Origin of the sequence: Paenibacillus sp. SORGH_AS_0306 (assembly GCF_030819345.1) — a bacterium.
Classification (GTDB): Bacteria; Bacillota; Bacilli; order Paenibacillales; family Paenibacillaceae; genus Saccharibacillus; species Saccharibacillus kyungheensis.
Map to the genome: position 1 here is coordinate 4,433,353 of NZ_JAUTBP010000001.1, position 20,279 is coordinate 4,453,631.

The window sequence follows — 20,279 nt, forward strand, 5'->3', positions numbered from 1 at the left end:
TATGGATTGCCGTTACTTGTTAACAAAAAAACCTTCAAGATCATAAGCAACAGAAATCATGCTTATGACTTTGAAGGTTTGAAATTGCTTTATTATTGATTGGCTTCCCATTCTGCAACTTCTGCACGTACCCGTGGTGCAACTTCTTTTCCTAACAATTCAATCCCATGCATCACCTGATCATGTGGCATGGTGCCTACAGGTGCATGTAAAAAGAATCGTGTAATACCGACTTGTTTGCGCAAATTAATAATTTTACGAGCCACTGTCTCTGGATCACCGACATATAGCGCGCCTTGCTCACTACGAGCAGCATCAAAACTATTGCGTGTATAAGGACCCCAACCACGTTCTTTACCCAGCTTGTTCATACTTTGTTGAGTCGAAGGGAAAAATTGCTCTACGGCAAGTTCAGTCGTATCTGCAATAAAGCCATGCGAATGACAAGCTACAGACAGTGTCGAAGCATCATGCCCGGCATGAGCGGCTGCTTTGTAATATAGCTGAACCAATGGAGCAAATTGAGCCGGTTGTCCACCAATAATCGCTAATACTAATGGCAAGCCCAGCATACCTGCACGAATCACAGACTCTGTATTGCCTCCACTACCTATCCATACTGGTAATAATTCTTGTACAGGACGCGGGTAGACTCCTAGATTGTGAATCGCTGCGCGGTGTTGTCCTTGCCAGCTTACTTTTTCAGAAGCTCTAATTTTCAAAAGTAAATCTAATTTCTCATCAAATAATTCATTATAATCATCTAGATCGTAGCCGAATAAAGGGAATGATTCGATAAAAGAACCACGTCCCGCCATAATCTCAGCCCGTCCATTTGAAATGCCATCTAATGTTGCAAAATCTTGAAACACACGTACCGGATCAGCCGAAGATAGTACGGTAACCGCACTGGATAGACGAATACGTTCGGTTTGCGAAGCCGCTGCTGCAAGAATAACCGCTGGTGAAGAAGCCGCATAATCTTCTCGATGATGCTCTCCTACTCCATATACATCCAATCCTACTTGATCGGCAAGTACAATCTCTTCAACCACTTCACAAATACGTTGTGCATGACTCATTACTTCACCGGTTTGTGCATCTGGCGAAGTTTCTACAAAGGTGCTTATGCCTATTTCCATCGAAACATTCCCTGCTTTCTTATTCTATATTATTCTTTATCTATATCGCTATAAATTTGTTATTTACTAACTTTAAAAGTAATATCTTTATATTGAACCTTTTTGACATGAATATCAAGTCTTTTATAACAAATATAGATAAAAAAAGAATAATCAAGGAATTAACGACTGGCTAAAGCTTGCTGACCTACTTTTTCCAACGTATTCATCACTTGCTGATAAGGTGACGGCCCATAACTTATTCGGGATACTCCCAATGCAGAACATTCGGATACAGAAGGGGTATCTGTAGTAAGCATAATATTGATTGGTAATGGAGAATGAGTGCATAACATTTGAATCGAAGAAGGATCACTCAACCCGGGTACAAAAAATCCATTCGCTCCTGCATGAGCATAGGCGATAGCACGTGTTAAAGCCTGTTCGGTATTCTCCTTTTGCACAGAAGCAGAAGACAGCGGATCGGCTTGTAAAAAAATATCGGTACGCGCATTAATAAACAAAGGAATACCTAACTGGTCAGCAGCTTGGCGAGCTGCAACAATACGTTCACATTGATCTTCGATCGTATATAATCGTTGTTCACCGATAATCTGATCTTCGATATTGATGCCTACTGCTCCAGCTTCGATAATCATTTTTACAGATTTAGATACTTGTTCAGGAGTATCGCCATATCCACCTTCTATATCAATCGTGACAGGTAACTGTACTTTTTGCGTAATCTGTTTGAGATTGTCGATCACCTGTGTAAAAGGAAATGCTTGTCCATCTTCATAACCATGCGCACTAGCGACAGACCAACTGCCTGTAGCAATCACTTGGGCACCTGTACGTTCGATAACCGCTGCACTACCTGCATCCCATATATTGACCAACACCAACGGATTTCCTTTTACATGTAGATCATGTAATACTTGTGCTTGCTGAATTTGAGTAGTCATGAGTTATATTCTCCTTGTTCATGTATTAAAGGGTTAAACGTAGACGATTGAATGGCTTGTAGTGGAGTTCGTTCATGTTGTAATAACCATGTTTTGCGGGTAAGCCCACCGCCATATCCACCCAATTCTCCATTGGAATTAATCACACGGTGGCAAGGAATCACAATCGCTAATTGATTCGCTCCATTGGCTTGAGCAACCGCACGAAAAGCAGACGGCTTTCCTAACGCTGATGCAATCTGAGCATAAGAACGAGTTTCTCCTGCTGGAATCTTCATTAATTGATCCCATACCTGTTGTTGAAAAGGGGAACCTAGTAATTGTAGCGGTGCTGTAAATGTCGTAGACTTTCCTGAAAAATACGTATTCAATTCTTGCTCGATCAAGCGAATCGGTTCAGTCATTCCTGGGATAATCGCCGATTTTGTTTTTATCCGTAATCGTTCAACTTCACGTTCCAATCCTCTACGATCTACAAATTCTAATAGATACAATGCTTCTTCACTTGAGACAGCAATCATCGGACCGAGTGTCGTATCGATCCAGGAAGCTTTAAGCACCCGATCTTCTGTCAGCAATGTCGGTGCAGCACCCATAATTCGTGCAAACGCATCTCGAAATCCACTACTCGACTCATATCCTGTTGACAACTGTGTATCAATAACCGTTTGCCCGGAACGGATATGTTTGAGCGCTAGTCCCATTCGGCGAGCACGCGCATATTCGACAAACGTCATGCCAAAGCGCTTTTTAAATTGGCGACGAGCGGTGGACTCATCTACTGATAATTGACGGAAATCTTCTTCACGCCAGCGCTTTTCAGGTTCTTTTTCTACCGCTTCTACCAGTATACGTACAACATCAGATACATGATTCGGATGGGACAATGGACGACAACGTTGGCAGGGGCGATAGGAAGCGAGCAAAGCTTCTTGCGCGGTTGCATAAAACTCACAATTTTCAAATTTCGGCTTACGCGCCGGACAGGTAGGACGACAAAATACGCCTGTTGTTTTGACACCAACATAAAATAAACCTTCGTATTCTGTCTTTTTCTCAAGCAATGCTTGGTAATACTCTTGCTGGTATTCAGGCGAGATCATAGAGATGCTCCTTTACGAGAAGTGGATACGTTTATTATAATTCCCCGACTGCATGTTCATCGCCGAAATTCAGGCATTGATTTTTTTATACGAAAAAAGCTAAGCACAATGCTTAGCTTGATCTCCGTTATATCAATATCGTGTAGCCTTATTCAAAGAATTAATCATTAAATCTTTTTCACAAATTCAGACTTCAATTTCATCGCGCCAAAGCCGTCGATTTTGCAGTCAATATCATGATCGCCATCGACCAGACGGATATTTTTAACTTTGGTACCGATTTTGAGGGTAGAAGAACTACCTTTCACTTTCAAATCTTTGATAATCGTGATCGAATCGCCATCTTGTAAAATATTGCCGTTGGCATCTTTAACGACTTTCTCGTCGCTATCTGGAGTCTCTTCAGCGTTTGGATTCCATTCATAAGCACATTCCGGGCAGACTAACATATCGCCATCTTCATATGTATATTCAGAATGACATTTAGGACAATGGGGCAAGCTCGACATCTTTTCATTTCTCCATTCGTTCGGTTCATTTGACAACCTGTTTATGCTTATATTTTGCCATAGACTTGGAAGTTCTACAAATTTTTATTCCAGATCAACTATGATTTCCTTATTGCTCCATATTTCGTTAAAATAAAGATATCTTTTTACGATATGAACAGGGGGCGTTACATATGGCTTTTACTATCAGCAATCTTACCGATAATAGCAATACAGTGATCAAAGACAAATTAGGTAGTTTTACCGTATTGGAATATATCAAAGACCTTAGTTGTACCTCGGTAGGTGAAGCTAGTGCTCAATATTATATGTCTAAAAGCAATATGCATCGCAAACAGTTAATGATCGAAATTAACAATAGCGAAATTATGATGCGTGCAGGCGCGATGCAGTACACCGTTGGTAATATGGAAATGACAACAGGGGTCAAAGGCGCTGGTGGTGCTGTGCGTGGTTTTCTAAGTGGAGCGGCAACAGGTACCGGCTCTATCAAACCACTTTATAACGGAACAGGTACGATCTTGCTAGAACCTACCTACAAATACATCTGGTTAATTGATGTCGATAACGATGAAATTGTTCTGGACGATGGATTATTCTTGGCTTGTGAGACGACACTCAAAATCGGCGTTGTCGCACGCAGTAACTTCTCTTCTGCTGTACTTGGTGGTGAAGGATTATTTAATATGAGTGCTAGCGGTAAAGGCGTTATTGCTCTTGAAGCACCTGTTCCTGCTGAAGAAGCTGTTGTGGTTGAACTGCAAAATGATGTGCTAAAAGTCGATGGTAACTTTGCGATGATGTGGTCGAATACACTCAACTTCACAGTCGAGAAATCAGGCAAAACCAAAATGGGTTCTATGGCATCTGGCGAAGGATTAGTGAACGTGTATCGTGGTACCGGAACCGTCTGGTTAGCTCCGCCTTCGAATTAACATATCATAGATTAATCAGGCATCTTATGCTCTACTAATCTACTCATTATTTAATGAATAACATTGATAATGACACCTTATATAAAGGAACAACATTAAGATTAAAAAGACAATAACAAAAAAGGTAAAGAACGCGATTATGCATTCTTTACCTTTTGTTAGTTTATTATCACAATGGATACGATGTACTTAAGCCGCTCCAAAAATCTTCATTAAGCCCATAATGAGAATCCCTACAGCGCCAAAGTCAGTATCGCCAAATGTCGAACCACCGAAGCCGAACTGTGTCAGGAAGATGAGCAAGATTGCTGGTAAGAAGCTAATTAACAATCCATTTGCAAATGCACCGATCATCGCTCCACGCCGTCCACCTGTCGCATTCCCGAATACCCCTGCCGCCGCTCCTGTAAAGAAGTGAGGAACCAAGCCCGGAATAATCACCTTCAAGCCTACTGCTGGTAAAATAAACATCGACAATAATCCTGCCAAAAAGCTAAATAAGAAACCGATAATCACTGCATTGGGTGCAAATGGGAATACAGTCGGGCAATCGAGTGCTGGCTTCGTATTCGGAGCCCATTTCTCAGCTATCCCTTTAAATGCAGGTACAATCTCTGCAATCAACATCCGTACACCAGCAAGAATAATATATACCCCTGCTGCAAAAGTAATCGCTTGAATTAGAGAGAAGACGATAAAGTTAGAACCGTTAGACAATTCAGTCTGGATATATTCTTGTCCTGCAAACAAAGCTACAACGATAAAGAAGATCGACATTGTCAGCGAGACTGCTACAGAAGTATCTCGCAAAAAGCCTAACGATTGCGGAACTTTAATCTGCTCGGTCGTTTTTTCTTTATTTCCGAACCATTTCCCGATGGTCGCAGAGACAAAGTAACCGATCGAACCAAAATGCCCTACAGCAAAATCATCACTACCTGTAATCTGACGTACATACGGCTGTAAAATTGCCGGGAATACAACCATACATAATCCCAAAATAATCGATCCTACAATCACCAGTGGTGCGCCGCTCATACCACCAACTGTTAACGATACAGCAATTAGACAAGCCATAAATAGCGTATGGTGTCCGGTTAAGAAAATGTATTTAAGCGGTGTAAAACGTGCCAGTATAATATTTACGATCATCCCGAATACCATAATAAGAGCCGTAGATGCTCCAAATTGACTTTGGGCTGCTGCTACAATCGCTTCATTGGTCGGAATAATACCGGGAACCTGAAAAGCATGAGTAAACATTTTGCCAAAGATATCTAGCGCACCTGTTAATACTGTTGCACCAGCTCCAATAATTACAAACCCCATAATCGTTTTGAGTGTACCGGAGACCACTGTAGCGATAGGCTTCCGCTGTAATAGTAGTCCGATCAGCGCAAACAATCCAACCAGTATAGACGGCGTGCCTAGAATATCGTTCATTATTAAATTCATCATATCGGCTCTACCTTCTTCCCTCAGATCAAGCTAGAAGCGGTTCTAATTTGGATTTAATTTCAGGGATACTCATCATATTTTCAAGCGATACGACTGTACGACCCCCATCGCTAAGTTGTGCCATAATATCTGCCGCTCCGATAAAGATATCCGCTTGCTCGGATTTGGCTGACGATAGATCGGTATGATCCACATCTGCTACTTTGCCCATTTCTGTTAAAGCCTTTTTGATATTGATCTCCATAATAAAACTGCTTCCTAATCCGTTTCCACATACGACCATAATTTTCATTCTGTTTCCTCCTTAGAATATTGATGAATATATTGCATAAGTACATTTTTATCCGGGCTGTTCAAAATATCTTCGATATTCGACGGCTCCCCTAGCAAATGCGTTAATTGCACCAATGCTCGTAAATGGGACGAACGATCTGCCGCCGCCAAAATAATAATCAACCGCACAGGCTTATCCGGTGCAAAATAAACCGCTTCTTCTAATCGCAAAAAGCTCATTGATAGCGAACGTACTCCTTGATCTGGACGAGCATGCGGAATCGCCACTCCCGGCGTAATTACCACATAAGGTCCATTTTGTTCAATCGATTGGATCATTGCTTCAATATATTGCTCTTCGATCGTACCCATCTCTAATAGTGGCTGAGAGGCTACTGCAATCGCTTCTTTCCAATCGCTGACATTGGACTGGAAAGTTATTGTCTTTTCAGTAATCAATTGTTCCAGCACAGGCTTCTCTGCCCCCTCTAGGGAATGCTTATTTGTTCTATGCGTATAGGTATAAATGTGTGCTTGTAATGCTTTTTCTAACTCTTCCGGTTGCAAAATAGTAGCGTGCTGACCAATCACTTTGAGCAGTGAAGCGGTATCTACTTTTTCTATCGTGTACCCGTATAATTCTTGCATCACTTGCTGTCGTAGCTTTTGTTTATCTGGAATCTCCATAATTGGCGGAACTACGAACAATGGCGCAGATGTTCTAAGATGAACGGTTGAAAAAACCAGATCATATCTTAGCGTATAATTCGCCATATCTCGTACTGACAAAGCATCCAAAAACAGAATGTCTGGAAACATTTCACGAAGCGTATACATCAGAATATGGCTGATTCCTATACCATTCGCACAGACAACAATCGCGCGCTTGCGATCATCAAGTACGGTTCCCTGTCTACGCAACCACCCACCAAAATGAATCGTAAAGTAAGCGGCTTCATCTTCAGGCACTTTGACCCCGATACTTTTTTCAAGCGGAATCAGTGCTTTGTGGGTTAAATGATGAAGTTCAGGATAGACTTTCTGAATCCGCTCGGTCATCTGGTTGATCAAAGAGATTCCATATAACATCCGGTAATACGCAGGACGCAAATGAACATATAACTGCTGGTACAACAGCTCCTGATCTTGCAGACTTACACATGCCCAGCGTTCAAATTCAGATACAATCTCACGAATCAACTGCTGGATCATTTTGTCTTCCTGTAGTGGCGAGATATCTCGTGTACGATTCATACTAAGCAAATGAAGTGTCGCATACAGACATTCATTTTGACTCCACTCCTGCTCAAAAGCAGACGATTGCACCATTTGCTTCACCAGTTGATACTCTTGTGTACCTGTTAACTCTTCCCAACTTTGCTGGACTGATAAAGTAGCACCTTTGCCAATCAATTGATCGGTACATAATATCAGGTACGTCAGTTCTTGCAGGCGTTCATCGGCAAAACTAATTGCCAGTTGATGCTCAATCTTTTCCAATTGTTGACGAATCTGTTCCAACTGCTCTGTGTGATCTTCCCAGATACATTGAATAATCAATAAATGGCTAGGGCTATGAAGCACCTCGGGTAACCATTCTTCAATTAGATGGCGTTTGCGATGATTGCTTCCTTTGATCACATATCCATCTTTTTTGGAATATTCAATCGACAATTTGTACGTGTGTAACTTGGACTTCAATCGTTGCAGATCTTTGAGCACCGTATTACGAGACACACTGGCGATCGACTGAAAATGGTAAACAGATAATGATTCTTTGCTTAGTAGCAAAAGCAGTCCGAATACTTTTTCTCGATCTCCTTCTGAAAATAGATAAGATCGTTTGGTTAATTTCACAGGCACATCTTCTGCTCGAATAATATCTGTTAAGTAGTAACCGACTTGACGATCATAAGAAATCGCAGAGTAACCATGATGTACCAACCAATCATTTATTTTGTTGATGCTGTATTGCAGTTGTCTTCGGGTAAGCTCCATATGAGTTTCCAACTCGACCATCGTGAGTGCTGATGATTGTTGAAGTAATTGTAAGATGCCGGCACTTCGTTCATCTAAAATCATCTTTGTGTTGCCTCCCTTGTGATAACGATACAACAATAACCGACAAATCTATACTGTTTTTGAGTCCCTTTATTGTCGAATAATCTGCACAACAATATACACTTCTTGTGCATAGTTATACTGATCATAAATAAAATATAGATAAAATCACTGTAATAACTGAAGAATTTATTTATAATTTAAACCAACTAATAGATTGGTCAACTGCACAAAGGGGGATGAGATATGTTCCAACTGTCCGAGCAGCAAGCTCAAGAGATAGTCGATAAAATGATGGCAGATATTCCATACAATATTAATATTATGAATGAACAGGGGATTATTATAGGCAGTGGAGAGCGACATCGAGTAGGTACTATTCATCAAGGTGCAGTTGAAGCGTTATCGATCGGTAAAATGATTGAAATTCGTACGGCTCGTGAATATGAAAAGCAAGGCACCAACGAACCGATTGTGATCAATCAGCAGTATGTAGGTGTCATCGGTATCACCGGGCATCCTGATGAAGTTCGTCCTTTTTGCAATATTGTACGAACGACAGTGACTTTGTTGATCGAACAGCGCATTGCTTTTGAAAAGCAGACGTATGAAAATAATCGCAAAAAAGCATTTAGTGATCTATTACTTCATTACACAGGCACGTATTCGCAAAAGATAAAAAAAGAAGCTACTTCTTATCATATTGATTTGCTTGTCAAAACAACAGTCTTATATATCAAATCATTCCAACGGCAAGAAGATCAACCTAGTAATTGGTTACCTTACCCGTGGTTTGAAATAGATGAAGATAGCTATGTTGTGCTTATACAAGATCCAGCGAATATTAGTCCATGTATCTCCACCTTATATAGTCATCATCCTGAGCAGTGGATTGCAGTAGGCACTTCTCATGCCAATATCGCTACAAGCTATCAACAAGCTCGATCAGCAATGACTCTGTTACTGTCTTTGCGTCCATCGACACAGATTATACATTATGATGAAGTGGCATTTATCGCTCAATGGAGTCATACAGAACTGATGCAGACAGGCAATAGTGTAACCAAGTTAGAAGGGTATAGCGATTTGCTAGATACGTTGCGAAGTTTTATAGAGCATAATTGCAATATGTCAGATACAGCGATTCATCTTAATATCCATCGCAACACACTACAATATCGTTTGAAAAAGATTCAGCAAGTAACAGGCAAAGACCCCCGTCAACTACTGCACTTGATTGAACTTACGTACGGTCTAATCTCGCTCCACAAATAAATCAGTCTGCACTATCCATGATTATGAGACGTTATTAGATAGCAAAAAACGTTCCTGATCATATAGATACAGGAACGTTTTTTTGATTATTTGATGTGTAGAGCTATTTGGGTAGATAAGTATCCACCTACTACTGCTTTCTTTATTTGTTACGCAAAGCCAGTACTCTAGCGATATTTTCACACGTACGTTCGATATTGGCTGCACCTGATTGCAATAAGGAATCTAGATCAGAGGCTCCGGGAACAATACCGAATATCGCATCTATACCTTCATCATATAACGTATCAATGCCTTCTCCAATATAGCCTGCGATAGCGATAACAGGCTTACCTGATGCACGTGCAGCACGAGCTACACCATACGGTGTTTTGCCAAATTTGGTTTGGAAATCGATTCCGCCTTCTCCTGTAAATACAATATCAGCACTTTCCAATTTGGGGATTAATCCGCTGTATTCGATCACAATATCTATTCCTTTTTGCAATACAGATTGTGTGAAAATAAGCAAACCTGCTCCTAATCCACCTGCTGCGCCTGCTCCTGGAATAGATGCTACATCTTTATCCAGTTGTTGCTTCACTACTGCCGCATAATGGTGCAGATTATGATCCAATTCCTGTATCATCTCCGGTGTAGCTCCTTTTTGCGGGCCAAAGACTTGAGAAGCTCCTTGTTCTCCACAAAGTGGATTGGTAACATCACACGCCACAATCAACTGTACATCTTGTAGACGTTGATCCAGTGCAGAGATATCAATAGTAGATAGGCGACCTAGATCACCACCTCCACGCGCAAGTGGTTCTCCTTGCTCATCGAGAAAGCGTACCCCTAATGCTTCCGCCATGCCTGCGCCACCATCATTCGTTGCACTTCCACCGATACCGATAATAATCTTTTTCATACCGCGATCTATACATGCTCGAATCAACTCACCTGTACCGTAAGTGGTGGTGATTAACGGATTGCGGGTATGTTGGTTTACATAGTGAATCCCACTTGCTGAAGCCATTTCAATGACTCCTGTTACACCATCGCCCATAATACCGTAAGCAGCAGTTACCTGAGTGCCCAAAGGCCCTGTCACTTCTTTTTGATACAATTGTCCGCCTGAAGCGTCGACTAACGATTGGACGGTACCTTCCCCGCCATCTGCCATCGGGACATGAATATAACGGGATTCTGGATAGACTTTGCGAAGCCCTTTTTCTATAGCGATACAGACTTCTTTAGCGGTCATACTTTCTTTAAATGAATCGGGTGCTAAAAGAAATGTTGGTTTGTTCATATTCTCACCTCACTACAGGATAAATCCGTAAAGGATCGTTGCTACAATTGCCATCGTTCCACCGACGATTGCTTCATAAGGGATTAATCCCATCCGTTGTTTAATACTCATTTTCATAGCACCAGCTGTTACATGGAAATAATTGCCCTGTGGTAAAGAATCGATTACGGTAGCTCCAGTATGTACCATCACTGCCGCAGCTAATGGAGCTGTGCCCATATTCAGAATTGCTTCACCAAATGAACCGGTGGCTAAAATAACACCTGTTGAAGTAGAAGCTGTTGCCGCCGCCATCAATATCCCTGCAATTGGTGCTAAAAATGTTCCCGAAATACCGGAAATTTCAATCAGACTTACCACTTGATTCGACAAATCAGAAGCGGTAATTAGACCTGCTATTCCACCGGCTCCGATTAGAATTAATACCGTAGCTGTCATTTTATTCAGACCTGATGTCGTATATTCTACGATCTTACTGCCTTGTCGCATCGCTAACATGCCTATAATGCCTGCAATCGGCAAAATATACATCGCATCTACTTTGAAATTAGCTAATGCTTGGATACCGGATATCGAACCGATTGGATTAATCATTAATAACACGACAGCTACAACAGGAGCGACAATCGCTCTACCTAGAGGCGGATATTTGGAAGTATCGACATCTTGTTCGACAGCTTCCTCGTCTGTCACCATGACTCCTTTGTTTTTGAGTAGCGAAGCGACTACTACTGTCACAATCAATCCACAGATTGCAGGAATAACACCGGCAAGCATCACCTGACTGAGATCCAGATTGAATCCACGTGCCGCCGCGATAGTATTGGGATTAGGAGAAATAATATTTCCTGCTTTACCGCCTCCCGATAAAGCTAATAACAATGCTATTTTGGAAATTCCCATTTTGTTACCTACTGAAAGAGCAATTGGTGCTACGATCAGTACCGCAACTGGAATAAATACACCTACAGCCGTAATAATCATAGTTGCCAGCGCTAGTGCTAGAATCGCTTTACTACCACCGAACTTTTTGACAATGGCTTGAGCAATAGTCTCTGCCGCCCCTGATTCCATCATCACACCTGCTAATACACCGGCGGCAAGCACGCGCAGTACGGTTCCCATCACACTTTGTGTACCATTGACCAATATTGTAACGGTCTGCTCTAGATTGGCTCCCCCTAGAAGTGCACCGATAATGGCTCCTAGAAATAAAGCATATACCGGATTCAATTTGCGCAAAATGAGAATGATAGCGATAGCTAATCCTACTAAAGCGCCTATCCAGCTAATCGTTAAACCTTCCATTCGTCTTCCCCCTATTGCTTTGTTGAACGCGCTTTCAGTATAGCGCTTTCAACTTTGAAAACCTATTGATAAAAAGACGAAATTGATTGTGCATATGACCAACTAAATAAGATTGTTGTGTTGGATCATATCAAGGTCCAAGGTGCCACAATTCGGGTAATAGACAAAGAACCATAACCACGATACATATTATACTTTGCGTATGAAAGGAGTTAACCGCTTGAATCCTTCGGCTATTTTGCTTTTGAAAAACACGATCCGGTTATTACGACCGATTGCTGTGATTACTTCCAGTGTGGTGATTATCTTCTCAGGTGTTTTTCCACTTTTCGCTTATTATGATCTGCCTAAAGGGGTATTAAGCGCTGTTTCGTTATTACTACTGGTTGGATGCTTTATGATTCATGGCGCATTAACTCATGCACTGAATGATTATACCGATTATTTATCAGGTACCGATCAACACAGCCCTGCTTATTTATCTGGAGGAAGTCGGGTTATTCAAGAAGGTCGTATCGCTCCACAGACACTCAAATGGATCGGATATGGACTTGCAATCGGGTTATTGGTGATTGCCGGAGTACTGGCTTTATTCGGATATTATCCGTTAGCTTTACTGCTGGTGATTGGTGTCTGGGGAGCTGCTTCTTATTCGATGCCTCCGTTACGATTCAGTTATATTCCGCTAGCAGGTGAATGGTTAAGTACATTTCCATCAGCCTTTTTCTTAGGATTAGCAGGCGTATGGATCATGTTAGGGGATTTTCCAGAATGGGCGGTACAAAATGCTGTTATCAATGCGCTATATTGTATCGCCTGGGTAATGATCCACCATATTCCTGATCTAGCAGCCGATCAGCAAGCTTCTCCTGTGAAGCGGACAAGTGTAGTCTGGTCTGTCGCTATGTTTGGTCCCAAGTACAGCTCGCTTCCTGCGATTGTCTATATGATTCTGATCGGATTATGTGCATTATGGTTAGGTACCGATCGGTTATGGGCGGCTATAGGTGTAGCGGTAATTGCGATTGTATCTATCTTTTTGATCGTCAGAACTGATATACAAGATGCCGAACAAGTAACTGCCTGTGAGAAAAAGCTATTATTGATCGCGATGATCACAGCGATATGGTTAGGTATTTTTATATAAATAAATAAGGGTATACACACTTCACTGCATTTACCTATGCTTCAATGATAAAAAAAGAAACGCTATCGACCAAGCTTGATGATCGGTAGCGTTTCTTTTTGGTTTTTTTCATGTTGATGTGCTCATTAGATGCTGTACATCTGTTGATTAGATACCGTATATACAATGACAAGTACATACCACTTTGGACAAATTATAGGATTATCGCTACATCCCTATTCTTAATATGCTTCAAAGTAGCTTTGAATCGTTGCAGGGTCTTTGGTCTGAGTTAGAGCTAACATTAACAAAATGCGAGCTTTCTGCGGATTCAGTGAATCAGCATATAATGTACCTATTTCAGCATCTGAATCTAATGGAGTGACTACACCACTACCTGTACGTGTCGAACGTACAACAGTTACTCCTTGATCAACTGCTCTAGCTGCGCCTTCACTAGAACGGGTAGATAATGATCCATTCCCACTACCTGCTACGACAATTCCTTTAGCACCTGAAGCTACTGCCGCATCATACAGATAACTGCCATTGTTTTGATATTCGTATAAAATATCGACCTGTGGTAATTCGGTCATTCCTTTGACATCAAACACTGTATTTGCTGTGTGTTTGCGTGTCGATTGATTATAAAAATACACTTTATCGCCAGACACGACACCCAGATAACCTTGTTCGACCGATTTGAATGTATCGGTTCCTGTCGTATTGGTTTTGGTAATATAACGTGCCGCCCCAATCCGATCATTCAGAGCAATCATAACTCCTTTGCCAGTAGACTCAGGGTTACTTGCAATTTTGACAGCATTGTATAAATTAAATGAACCGTCTGCACTGATCGCTGTTGCCGGGCGCATCGCTCCTACAACCACTACAGGCTTATCACTTTTGACGACCAAATCTAGAAAATACGCTGTTTCTTCTAATGTATCTGTACCATGTGTTACTACAATACCATCAACATCATCAGAAGAGAGTAATTCATTGATCCGATTGGCTAATTTGAGCAAAACAGCATTGTCGATATCAGGGCTACCCACATTCGCAATTTGTTCTCCGCTGATGTCTGCTACTTTTTTCATTTCAGGTACCGCATTAATTAATACATCGATACCTAATGCGCCTGCTTTATATCCGGTTACATCGGTATTGGATTCTGAAGAACCTGCAATAGTACCACCTGTAGCAAGAATTTTGATGTTTGGCAAAGATGTTTGTACAGCTGTGGTCTGAGAAGTAGGATTGGTGTCTGTCGCCGCCGATGCAGAATAACTCATAACAGGCATTAACAATACCGCTGTTAACATAGAGACACACCATTTTTGTTTCCATTGCACTGATAATTTCATACCTATTCCCCCTTGTCATTGAATAATAACACTATGACTTTAAATCTTATGTAAATTAATATTACATAAATATAATATTAATATGTATTATAGCGATAAAGAGCTAAATAACTCAATAGAATTGTATATTTATGCAAACAATATGTCATTTTATATAACACAAAATAAGGATATCAGCTTATAATAACTGATATCCTTATTGATCATGTTAGATTATATTTACTTTTTACTACCTAATGATTATTGTGCTGTATCTGATGTGCTATCTGTTGTACCTGTCGTGTTGTTCGTCATATTTCTAGTCGGTCTTTGACCTCCGCCTCCACCAAATCCTGTGTTCGCCGTTGTTACACCTGACTCATTCACCCATGTGATCTGGCTAGCTAATTCAAAATCGACTACTTTGGTTCCGCCTGTATATTCACCATCTGCATATAGTCCATCTGTTGCTGTACCTGTAGACGTTCCACCTGTGTAGATCGAGTATGAATCACCTTTAACCAGATCAGGAGAACTGACAACAACGGATTGATAATCTTTAGTCGGTGCAAAAGTAAGGATATTTTTGCCTGTGCTATCTTGAATATGAACCAGTGTACCTGCTGATTGGGTAGCAGAATAACTCATACTGATTGCAGATTGCGTAGAATCGTCAGAAGGTGCTTGAGCCATACCTGAACTGCCGACAGCGACTACATATCCACCTGTCATTTCAAAGGTACCATCATAATCGAGTGGGCCATTTCCGTTCGCAGTTGGACCATTAACGATAACAGTTCCGCCTGACATCGTAATAGATCCATTGGAATCCAATCCATCTCCCTGTGCATCTACAGTAAGTGTACCTCCTGTAATATTTAATAGAGCATTTTGGGAACTACCTTGACCGCCGCCTCCACCAAAACCTCCTGGAGGAGCGCTGTTACCTGCTGGATCGGTGTCTGTCGATGTTGCTGGTTCTGTAGTCGTTGATTCTGTGGTAGTTGAAGCTGTTGTCGATTCAGTCGATGCTGTTGTACTTGTTGTGTTCGCATCACCAGAAGCATTTACACCATCATCAGAAGCTATCACATTCGTATCTCCACCAGAGACATTGATATTTGTCGCTTCTAACCCTTCATAACTGGTAGTTACATTGATCTTGCCACCAGAGATATTCAGATCCACATCTGCATGCATAGCATCATCACCTGTAGCAATTTCAAGTGTACCGCCTGTGATATGGACTGTTGCATTACTATGAACAGCATCATCTGCGGAATCTATGGTGAACGTTCCACTATTGATTGTGATATCACCTGTTGCTTTCAGCCCTTTGGTACTGGTAGATTCAGTAGCTGTTGCATCTGTGTCTGTTGATGCAGTCGTGTCTGTCGATGTTGTTGTATTAGCAGTCGCTTTGGTAGTTGTTGTTGCTGTAGCTTGATCTTCTTGACCTCGCGGCCCACCGAATCCTCCACCTTGACCGGGTTGTTCTTCCACTTTGGCTTCAGCTTTGGTATGACCTCCACCAGATACAATCGTAAATGTACCGTCATCAATAACTAACTGCTTTTCAGATTGAATACCATCATTCGTAGATTGGATATCGAAAGTTCCACCTGCTATAGCGACAAATCCTTTATCTGCATCAGTATCGTTTGTAGACTTGATCCCATCTCCACCCGCTACGATCTTAAATGTTCCATCTTCGATCGCTACCATATCTTTACCGACTATACCATCATCTGTAGCGGTAATATTTAATGTGCCAGATACGATTTTGAGATCGTCTTTGCTGGTAATACCGTCTTTGTAATTGGCATGTACAGATAATGTACCTTCACCATTGATAGTTAAGTCTGCTTTGCTAAAAATCGCTGCGCTTGGTTCATCTGTAGTATCATCTGCAAAAGTATATTCTGCTCCATCTGTGATCACATTTTCTGTACCGTCGGCTAAGGTAATAAACGCATTCTTCGCTTCTTTGATATAAATTGGTGCACTATCACTATCTGTAATCGTTACGCCATTTAGTACCAGTATGACATCTTCTTCATCCTGTGAATCGACCACAATCTGTCCATCTGTCAATTGACCGCTAAGCACATACGTACCACCTGCGGTAATCATAATGACTCCATCTGCTACAGTTGCACCATTGCCTGTAATGGTTGCACTGGAACCTGTTAATTGGATCGCTGTATAGTCGGATGATTTCCAATCTATCGCATCGTCTCCACTATCAAATGTAACCAGATCAGAGACTTTCAGTGCTGTTGAAGAGGATACTGTAGTCGCTGTTGTTGCCACTGTAGCAGTCGAGCTAGTTGCCGCCGCTAATGCCTCGGATGCTGTCGGTGTTGTTGAACTGCATGCTGATAATGCCAGTGTACTTAGAAGAACTATGCTCAAGTTGGTTTTTGTGATCCATTTTTTCATATGATATCGTTCCCTTCAATCGTTGGTTTGGAATTCGTTTGGTTTGGATAATTTAATATGCTTCTACCGCTGTTGGACTCATCGTTAAGGAGAGGTCAAGGTTACCGTTGCGGCACCGGATTGCATCCAGAAATTCTTTTTGGTTGGTAACCTGGTTCATTGTGACCAAATAGACCAGTTCATACAGACTGCCAAGCTCGGTTGTTCTAATTTTTTTCAAATCATACTGTACGTTAAATTGTTGGAATACTTCTGCAAATGCTTCGTCATAAGCTAAATTTTCTGGAATCGTGACTTTAAGTGTTTTTTGCAATTTTTTACTGACACCAAATTTGAAGCGGTTGAGTACAAACATCATCACACACAGGATAATCGTGAATAACACAGCATAACCAAAGTATCCTGTACCGCAGGCAAGACCGGCTGCCATGGTGAACAATACATAGGCGATATCTTTAGGATCGCCGGGAGCACTTCTAAAGCGAATAATCGAGAATGCACCGGCAAGACTGAATGCTCTGGCGATGTTGCTACCAATCAGTAGAATAATGATAGCGACGATCACTGGAAGCAGTACCATCGTTAATGTAAAGTTTTGTGAATACCCGCTCGGGTTCGTTTTCATATACGTCAAGCTGATTAATCCGCCTAGAACAATAGCGACGAATATCGTGAGTAGCGAAGTGGTTAAAGTCAGGTCTGTTGTGGTTGTAGCCACCGTTAGTAATGAATCAAGCATAAAGAATGCTCTCCTTTTCAGTTGGAATATGTTCTACAGGTTGGTTTATTTTCGATTTCAATAGTTGTTTGTATTCGTTGCCGTATTTGGAAAAGCTCGTACGGTACATCCCGTGTTCGGACAACTTTTGTGATAACCATAATGGAATCGTTTTTTCAGCTTTGACTTCCATCAGCCATTGCCCTTTGTCCATCAACTGGTCGCCATAATCACCTTGTTCTAATTTGAGATCATAACGTCTGGTGCGGATATTGCTATCAAATGTGATCCGCAGATCACGATTGTGCTTGCTGAACAATGCTTTGCGATCATACGAAAGATATAATTTCGGTGCTAGATCGTAAATTTGCAAAAAGTAAGTCAGCTCGTTCAGCACTTGCTGATTCATATAATCCTGGTACTCCGGTGCCAGACCTGTGCGAACAAATTCATAGGCTTCGTCTAATTTCAGCGCTGTCCGGCGTTTGTTCACCAAGCCCATCACTTTCTTTTTAATTTCTAGATAGACTTTGGCATTTTCACCGGGAACACCGTAAGCTCGTAAGCGTAGCTTTTCTTTGTATTTGGGTTTGGAAAGACTCATGCGAATTAACGAGTCATGTGGTGTGTCAAAGTACAGATTGCTGATCGAGTAAAAATCGTGTTGTTGGCAATATTCATCGACTTCCATATACTCCAACAATTCGTTATACAATTTGAAATACGATGGAGTGTCCATCAGATATTTACTTTCATACCGGTTGAATACTTCGATTGCCATGTGGATCATTTCCTTTCGTGTAAGCATGTATTGGATATTATCTGATTGGTTTTTAAAAATAGTTATGAAGTGTATATTGAGTCTTACCTCACATGTAGATGTTGTCTGTTGGTGTGTCTCGCTTGCTTATATTTGAATCTTACAGCCCTAACCTTTAGTGAATCTTAAATGTTTTACATTGCGAAAACATTTTTGACAAAACACAAAAAAAGCCATGACGCATACGCGCACATGGCAATAATGAATGAATTATATGATTGACTTCTATAAAGAAGAATGTTGCTCGCTTTGTTTTATTTTGAATATAAACTGCTGCTTGTAATCGATCCAGGCACAATCTTCTATCCATAATGTATATCCCTGATCATTATAGATATATAATTGCCGATCTTCACTCCCCAGACGTTGATCTATAGTAACAATTCCTTCTTCTATCATCGTAACGATTCCTTGAGGTTGTAAAATCTCAGCAATCTGCTCGCCTGTGCTTAACTTATACAATCGAGTAGACATATCCGACGTGTGGGTAGCATAAAAGATGTGGTTCAGATGATATAATTTGTTATACACATGTGGATAACTAATATATTCTTTATTTTGGTTATCCACAGTGTATATCATCAATAGAGAATCTTTTGTATCAAACCGCTCGACTAAAATGATTAATTGATGATCCAGTATAATTAAATCTGCAAAAGCTTCATGACTTTGAGCAGAAAATATAATATGATCACTTAAATCTGTATCGTTAGCTTGCACTTTGGCAATAAATTCATCGACTGCAATCACTATTAATTGTTCGACTTCTGGACGGTTATATTCCCAATCTATTTTTCGTTCATGTACCATATGTTCACCTGTTTTGATCAGCAGATATTCTGTCCCATTGCTGTTGAATCCCATGATAGATTCTATATTGCGAATTGTATCACCGGGTACAAAAGGAGTGATATTCTGCTCTACGGCATCGATCAGCGCATAGTGAAAACCTCGCTCTTGATCTGGCAACAGATAAGAGATCAGAGCATACCGCTTATTCAGGGAATAGAAATGATGAACAGACCAGATACGATTGATCGATGGCTCGTAGGCGCCACGTATATCTTTTGTAAATACAAGCTGATCTACTTCTGCTTCCAGATCGCGTTTATAACAGTAAAGCCTATTATAATCATCACTATAAGCTAGATAAAATAACGTATGTGTATTTGCGCTATTACTTAATGTTGCTACTTTAGATTGTGGAAAATAATATGTACTCACTTTACCTGTTCTAGCATCACAACTTAGAATGCCTTTATATAGAAATAAATCTTCAATATGTAGATCAAAATCAAAATCGTCTGGAGACATATCTACGTATTTCTTGATCGCAAATAATTGCCTTGTCTGGTACATGAATTGGATATGTCTGATCTCATATTCTGGCGACATCGTGGTTGTAACAGTACGCATTGTTGGTTTACTCATATAAGCCCACCTTCTTAGATATATTCAAATTTGGCACAGATCTGGTCGATACAGTAATAAGGTTTAAGATTGGCTAAAGCTTTGACCATTATCATTAATG

The 20,279-nt window shown here is 40.9% G+C and carries 17 protein-coding genes; 3 read left to right on the plus strand and 14 right to left on the minus strand.

Annotated features, from left to right (window positions below; translation table 11 throughout):
- Positions 1-92 precede the first annotated feature (92 nt).
- The 4 genes from QE450_RS19615 to QE450_RS19630 form a co-directional block, all read right to left on the minus strand.
- A complete protein-coding gene (locus QE450_RS19615) occupies positions 93-1,142 on the minus strand; it encodes an LLM class flavin-dependent oxidoreductase (RefSeq protein ID WP_307301512.1) in 1,050 nt (349 codons plus the stop codon).
- 161 nt (positions 1,143-1,303) lie between these two features.
- Positions 1,304-2,086, minus strand: a complete 783-nt coding sequence (locus tag QE450_RS19620; RefSeq protein WP_307301514.1) for an isocitrate lyase/PEP mutase family protein — start codon at positions 2,084-2,086, stop codon at positions 1,304-1,306.
- Complete coding sequence (locus tag QE450_RS19625; protein ID WP_307301516.1) at positions 2,083-3,189, minus strand: bifunctional transcriptional activator/DNA repair enzyme AdaA; 1,107 nt, start codon at positions 3,187-3,189, stop codon at positions 2,083-2,085. The genes QE450_RS19620 and QE450_RS19625 overlap by 4 nt, the downstream gene beginning before the upstream one ends.
- A 167-nt stretch (positions 3,190-3,356) precedes the next feature.
- The gene (locus QE450_RS19630) at positions 3,357-3,698 is read right to left on the minus strand and encodes a zinc ribbon domain-containing protein YjdM (RefSeq protein ID WP_307301518.1); all 342 of its coding nucleotides are present in this window, start codon (positions 3,696-3,698) and stop codon (positions 3,357-3,359) included.
- Positions 3,699-3,871: 173 nt separating this feature from the next.
- Here QE450_RS19630 and QE450_RS19635 point away from each other — a divergent pair, with 173 nt between their 5' ends.
- Positions 3,872-4,633, plus strand: a complete 762-nt coding sequence (locus QE450_RS19635) for an AIM24 family protein (RefSeq protein ID WP_274171412.1) — start codon at positions 3,872-3,874, stop codon at positions 4,631-4,633.
- Positions 4,634-4,822: 189 nt separating this feature from the next.
- On the opposite strand, the gene QE450_RS19640 is transcribed toward QE450_RS19635, so the two are convergent.
- Genes QE450_RS19640 through QE450_RS19650 form a run of 3 tightly spaced genes read right to left on the minus strand, consistent with a single transcriptional unit; the run spans position 4,823 to position 8,446 of the window.
- Complete coding sequence (locus QE450_RS19640) at positions 4,823-6,091, minus strand: PTS ascorbate transporter subunit IIC (RefSeq protein WP_273614191.1); 1,269 nt, start codon at positions 6,089-6,091, stop codon at positions 4,823-4,825.
- A gap of 25 nt (positions 6,092-6,116) precedes the next feature.
- The gene (locus tag QE450_RS19645) at positions 6,117-6,383 is read right to left on the minus strand and encodes a PTS sugar transporter subunit IIB (RefSeq protein ID WP_069326492.1); all 267 of its coding nucleotides are present in this window, start codon (positions 6,381-6,383) and stop codon (positions 6,117-6,119) included.
- A complete protein-coding gene (locus QE450_RS19650) occupies positions 6,380-8,446 on the minus strand; it encodes a BglG family transcription antiterminator (protein ID WP_307301527.1) in 2,067 nt (688 codons plus the stop codon). Before QE450_RS19650 ends, QE450_RS19645 begins: the two co-directional genes overlap by 4 nt.
- A gap of 225 nt (positions 8,447-8,671) precedes the next feature.
- On the opposite strand from QE450_RS19650, the gene QE450_RS19655 reads away from it, so the two are divergent.
- On the plus strand, positions 8,672-9,700 hold the full coding sequence (locus QE450_RS19655) for a CdaR family transcriptional regulator (protein ID WP_307301529.1): 1,029 nt from the start codon (positions 8,672-8,674) through the stop codon (positions 9,698-9,700).
- 142 nt (positions 9,701-9,842) lie between these two features.
- Here the strand turns inward: QE450_RS19655 and QE450_RS19660 are convergent, their stop codons facing one another.
- A complete protein-coding gene (locus QE450_RS19660; RefSeq protein ID WP_307301531.1) occupies positions 9,843-10,988 on the minus strand; it encodes a glycerate kinase family protein in 1,146 nt (381 codons plus the stop codon).
- Positions 10,989-11,000: 12 nt separating this feature from the next.
- Entirely contained in the window at positions 11,001-12,296 is a 1,296-nt protein-coding gene (locus QE450_RS19665) for a GntP family permease (protein ID WP_273614195.1), read from the minus strand.
- Between the two features lie 220 nt (positions 12,297-12,516).
- Here QE450_RS19665 and QE450_RS19670 point away from each other — a divergent pair, with 220 nt between their 5' ends.
- Entirely contained in the window at positions 12,517-13,443 is a 927-nt protein-coding gene (locus tag QE450_RS19670; RefSeq protein WP_307301533.1) for a prenyltransferase, read from the plus strand.
- Between the two features lie 221 nt (positions 13,444-13,664).
- Here the strand turns inward: QE450_RS19670 and QE450_RS19675 are convergent, their stop codons facing one another.
- The 5 genes from QE450_RS19675 to QE450_RS19695 form a co-directional block, all read right to left on the minus strand.
- The gene (locus QE450_RS19675) at positions 13,665-14,789 is read right to left on the minus strand and encodes a type II asparaginase (protein ID WP_373462007.1); all 1,125 of its coding nucleotides are present in this window, start codon (positions 14,787-14,789) and stop codon (positions 13,665-13,667) included.
- A 240-nt stretch (positions 14,790-15,029) separates the two neighbouring features.
- Positions 15,030-17,210: a carbohydrate-binding domain-containing protein gene (locus tag QE450_RS19680; protein ID WP_307301535.1), complete on the minus strand. Its 2,181-nt coding sequence runs from the start codon at positions 17,208-17,210 to the stop codon at positions 15,030-15,032.
- Positions 17,211-17,262: 52 nt separating this feature from the next.
- Complete coding sequence (locus tag QE450_RS19685) at positions 17,263-17,949, minus strand: DUF4956 domain-containing protein (RefSeq protein ID WP_273614198.1); 687 nt, start codon at positions 17,947-17,949, stop codon at positions 17,263-17,265.
- The gene (locus QE450_RS19690) at positions 17,942-18,709 is read right to left on the minus strand and encodes a polyphosphate polymerase domain-containing protein (RefSeq protein ID WP_274171404.1); all 768 of its coding nucleotides are present in this window, start codon (positions 18,707-18,709) and stop codon (positions 17,942-17,944) included. Before QE450_RS19690 ends, QE450_RS19685 begins: the two co-directional genes overlap by 8 nt.
- Before the next feature lie 264 nt (positions 18,710-18,973).
- Positions 18,974-20,179: a hypothetical protein gene (locus QE450_RS19695; protein WP_307301537.1), complete on the minus strand. Its 1,206-nt coding sequence runs from the start codon at positions 20,177-20,179 to the stop codon at positions 18,974-18,976.
- Positions 20,180-20,279 lie beyond the last annotated feature (100 nt).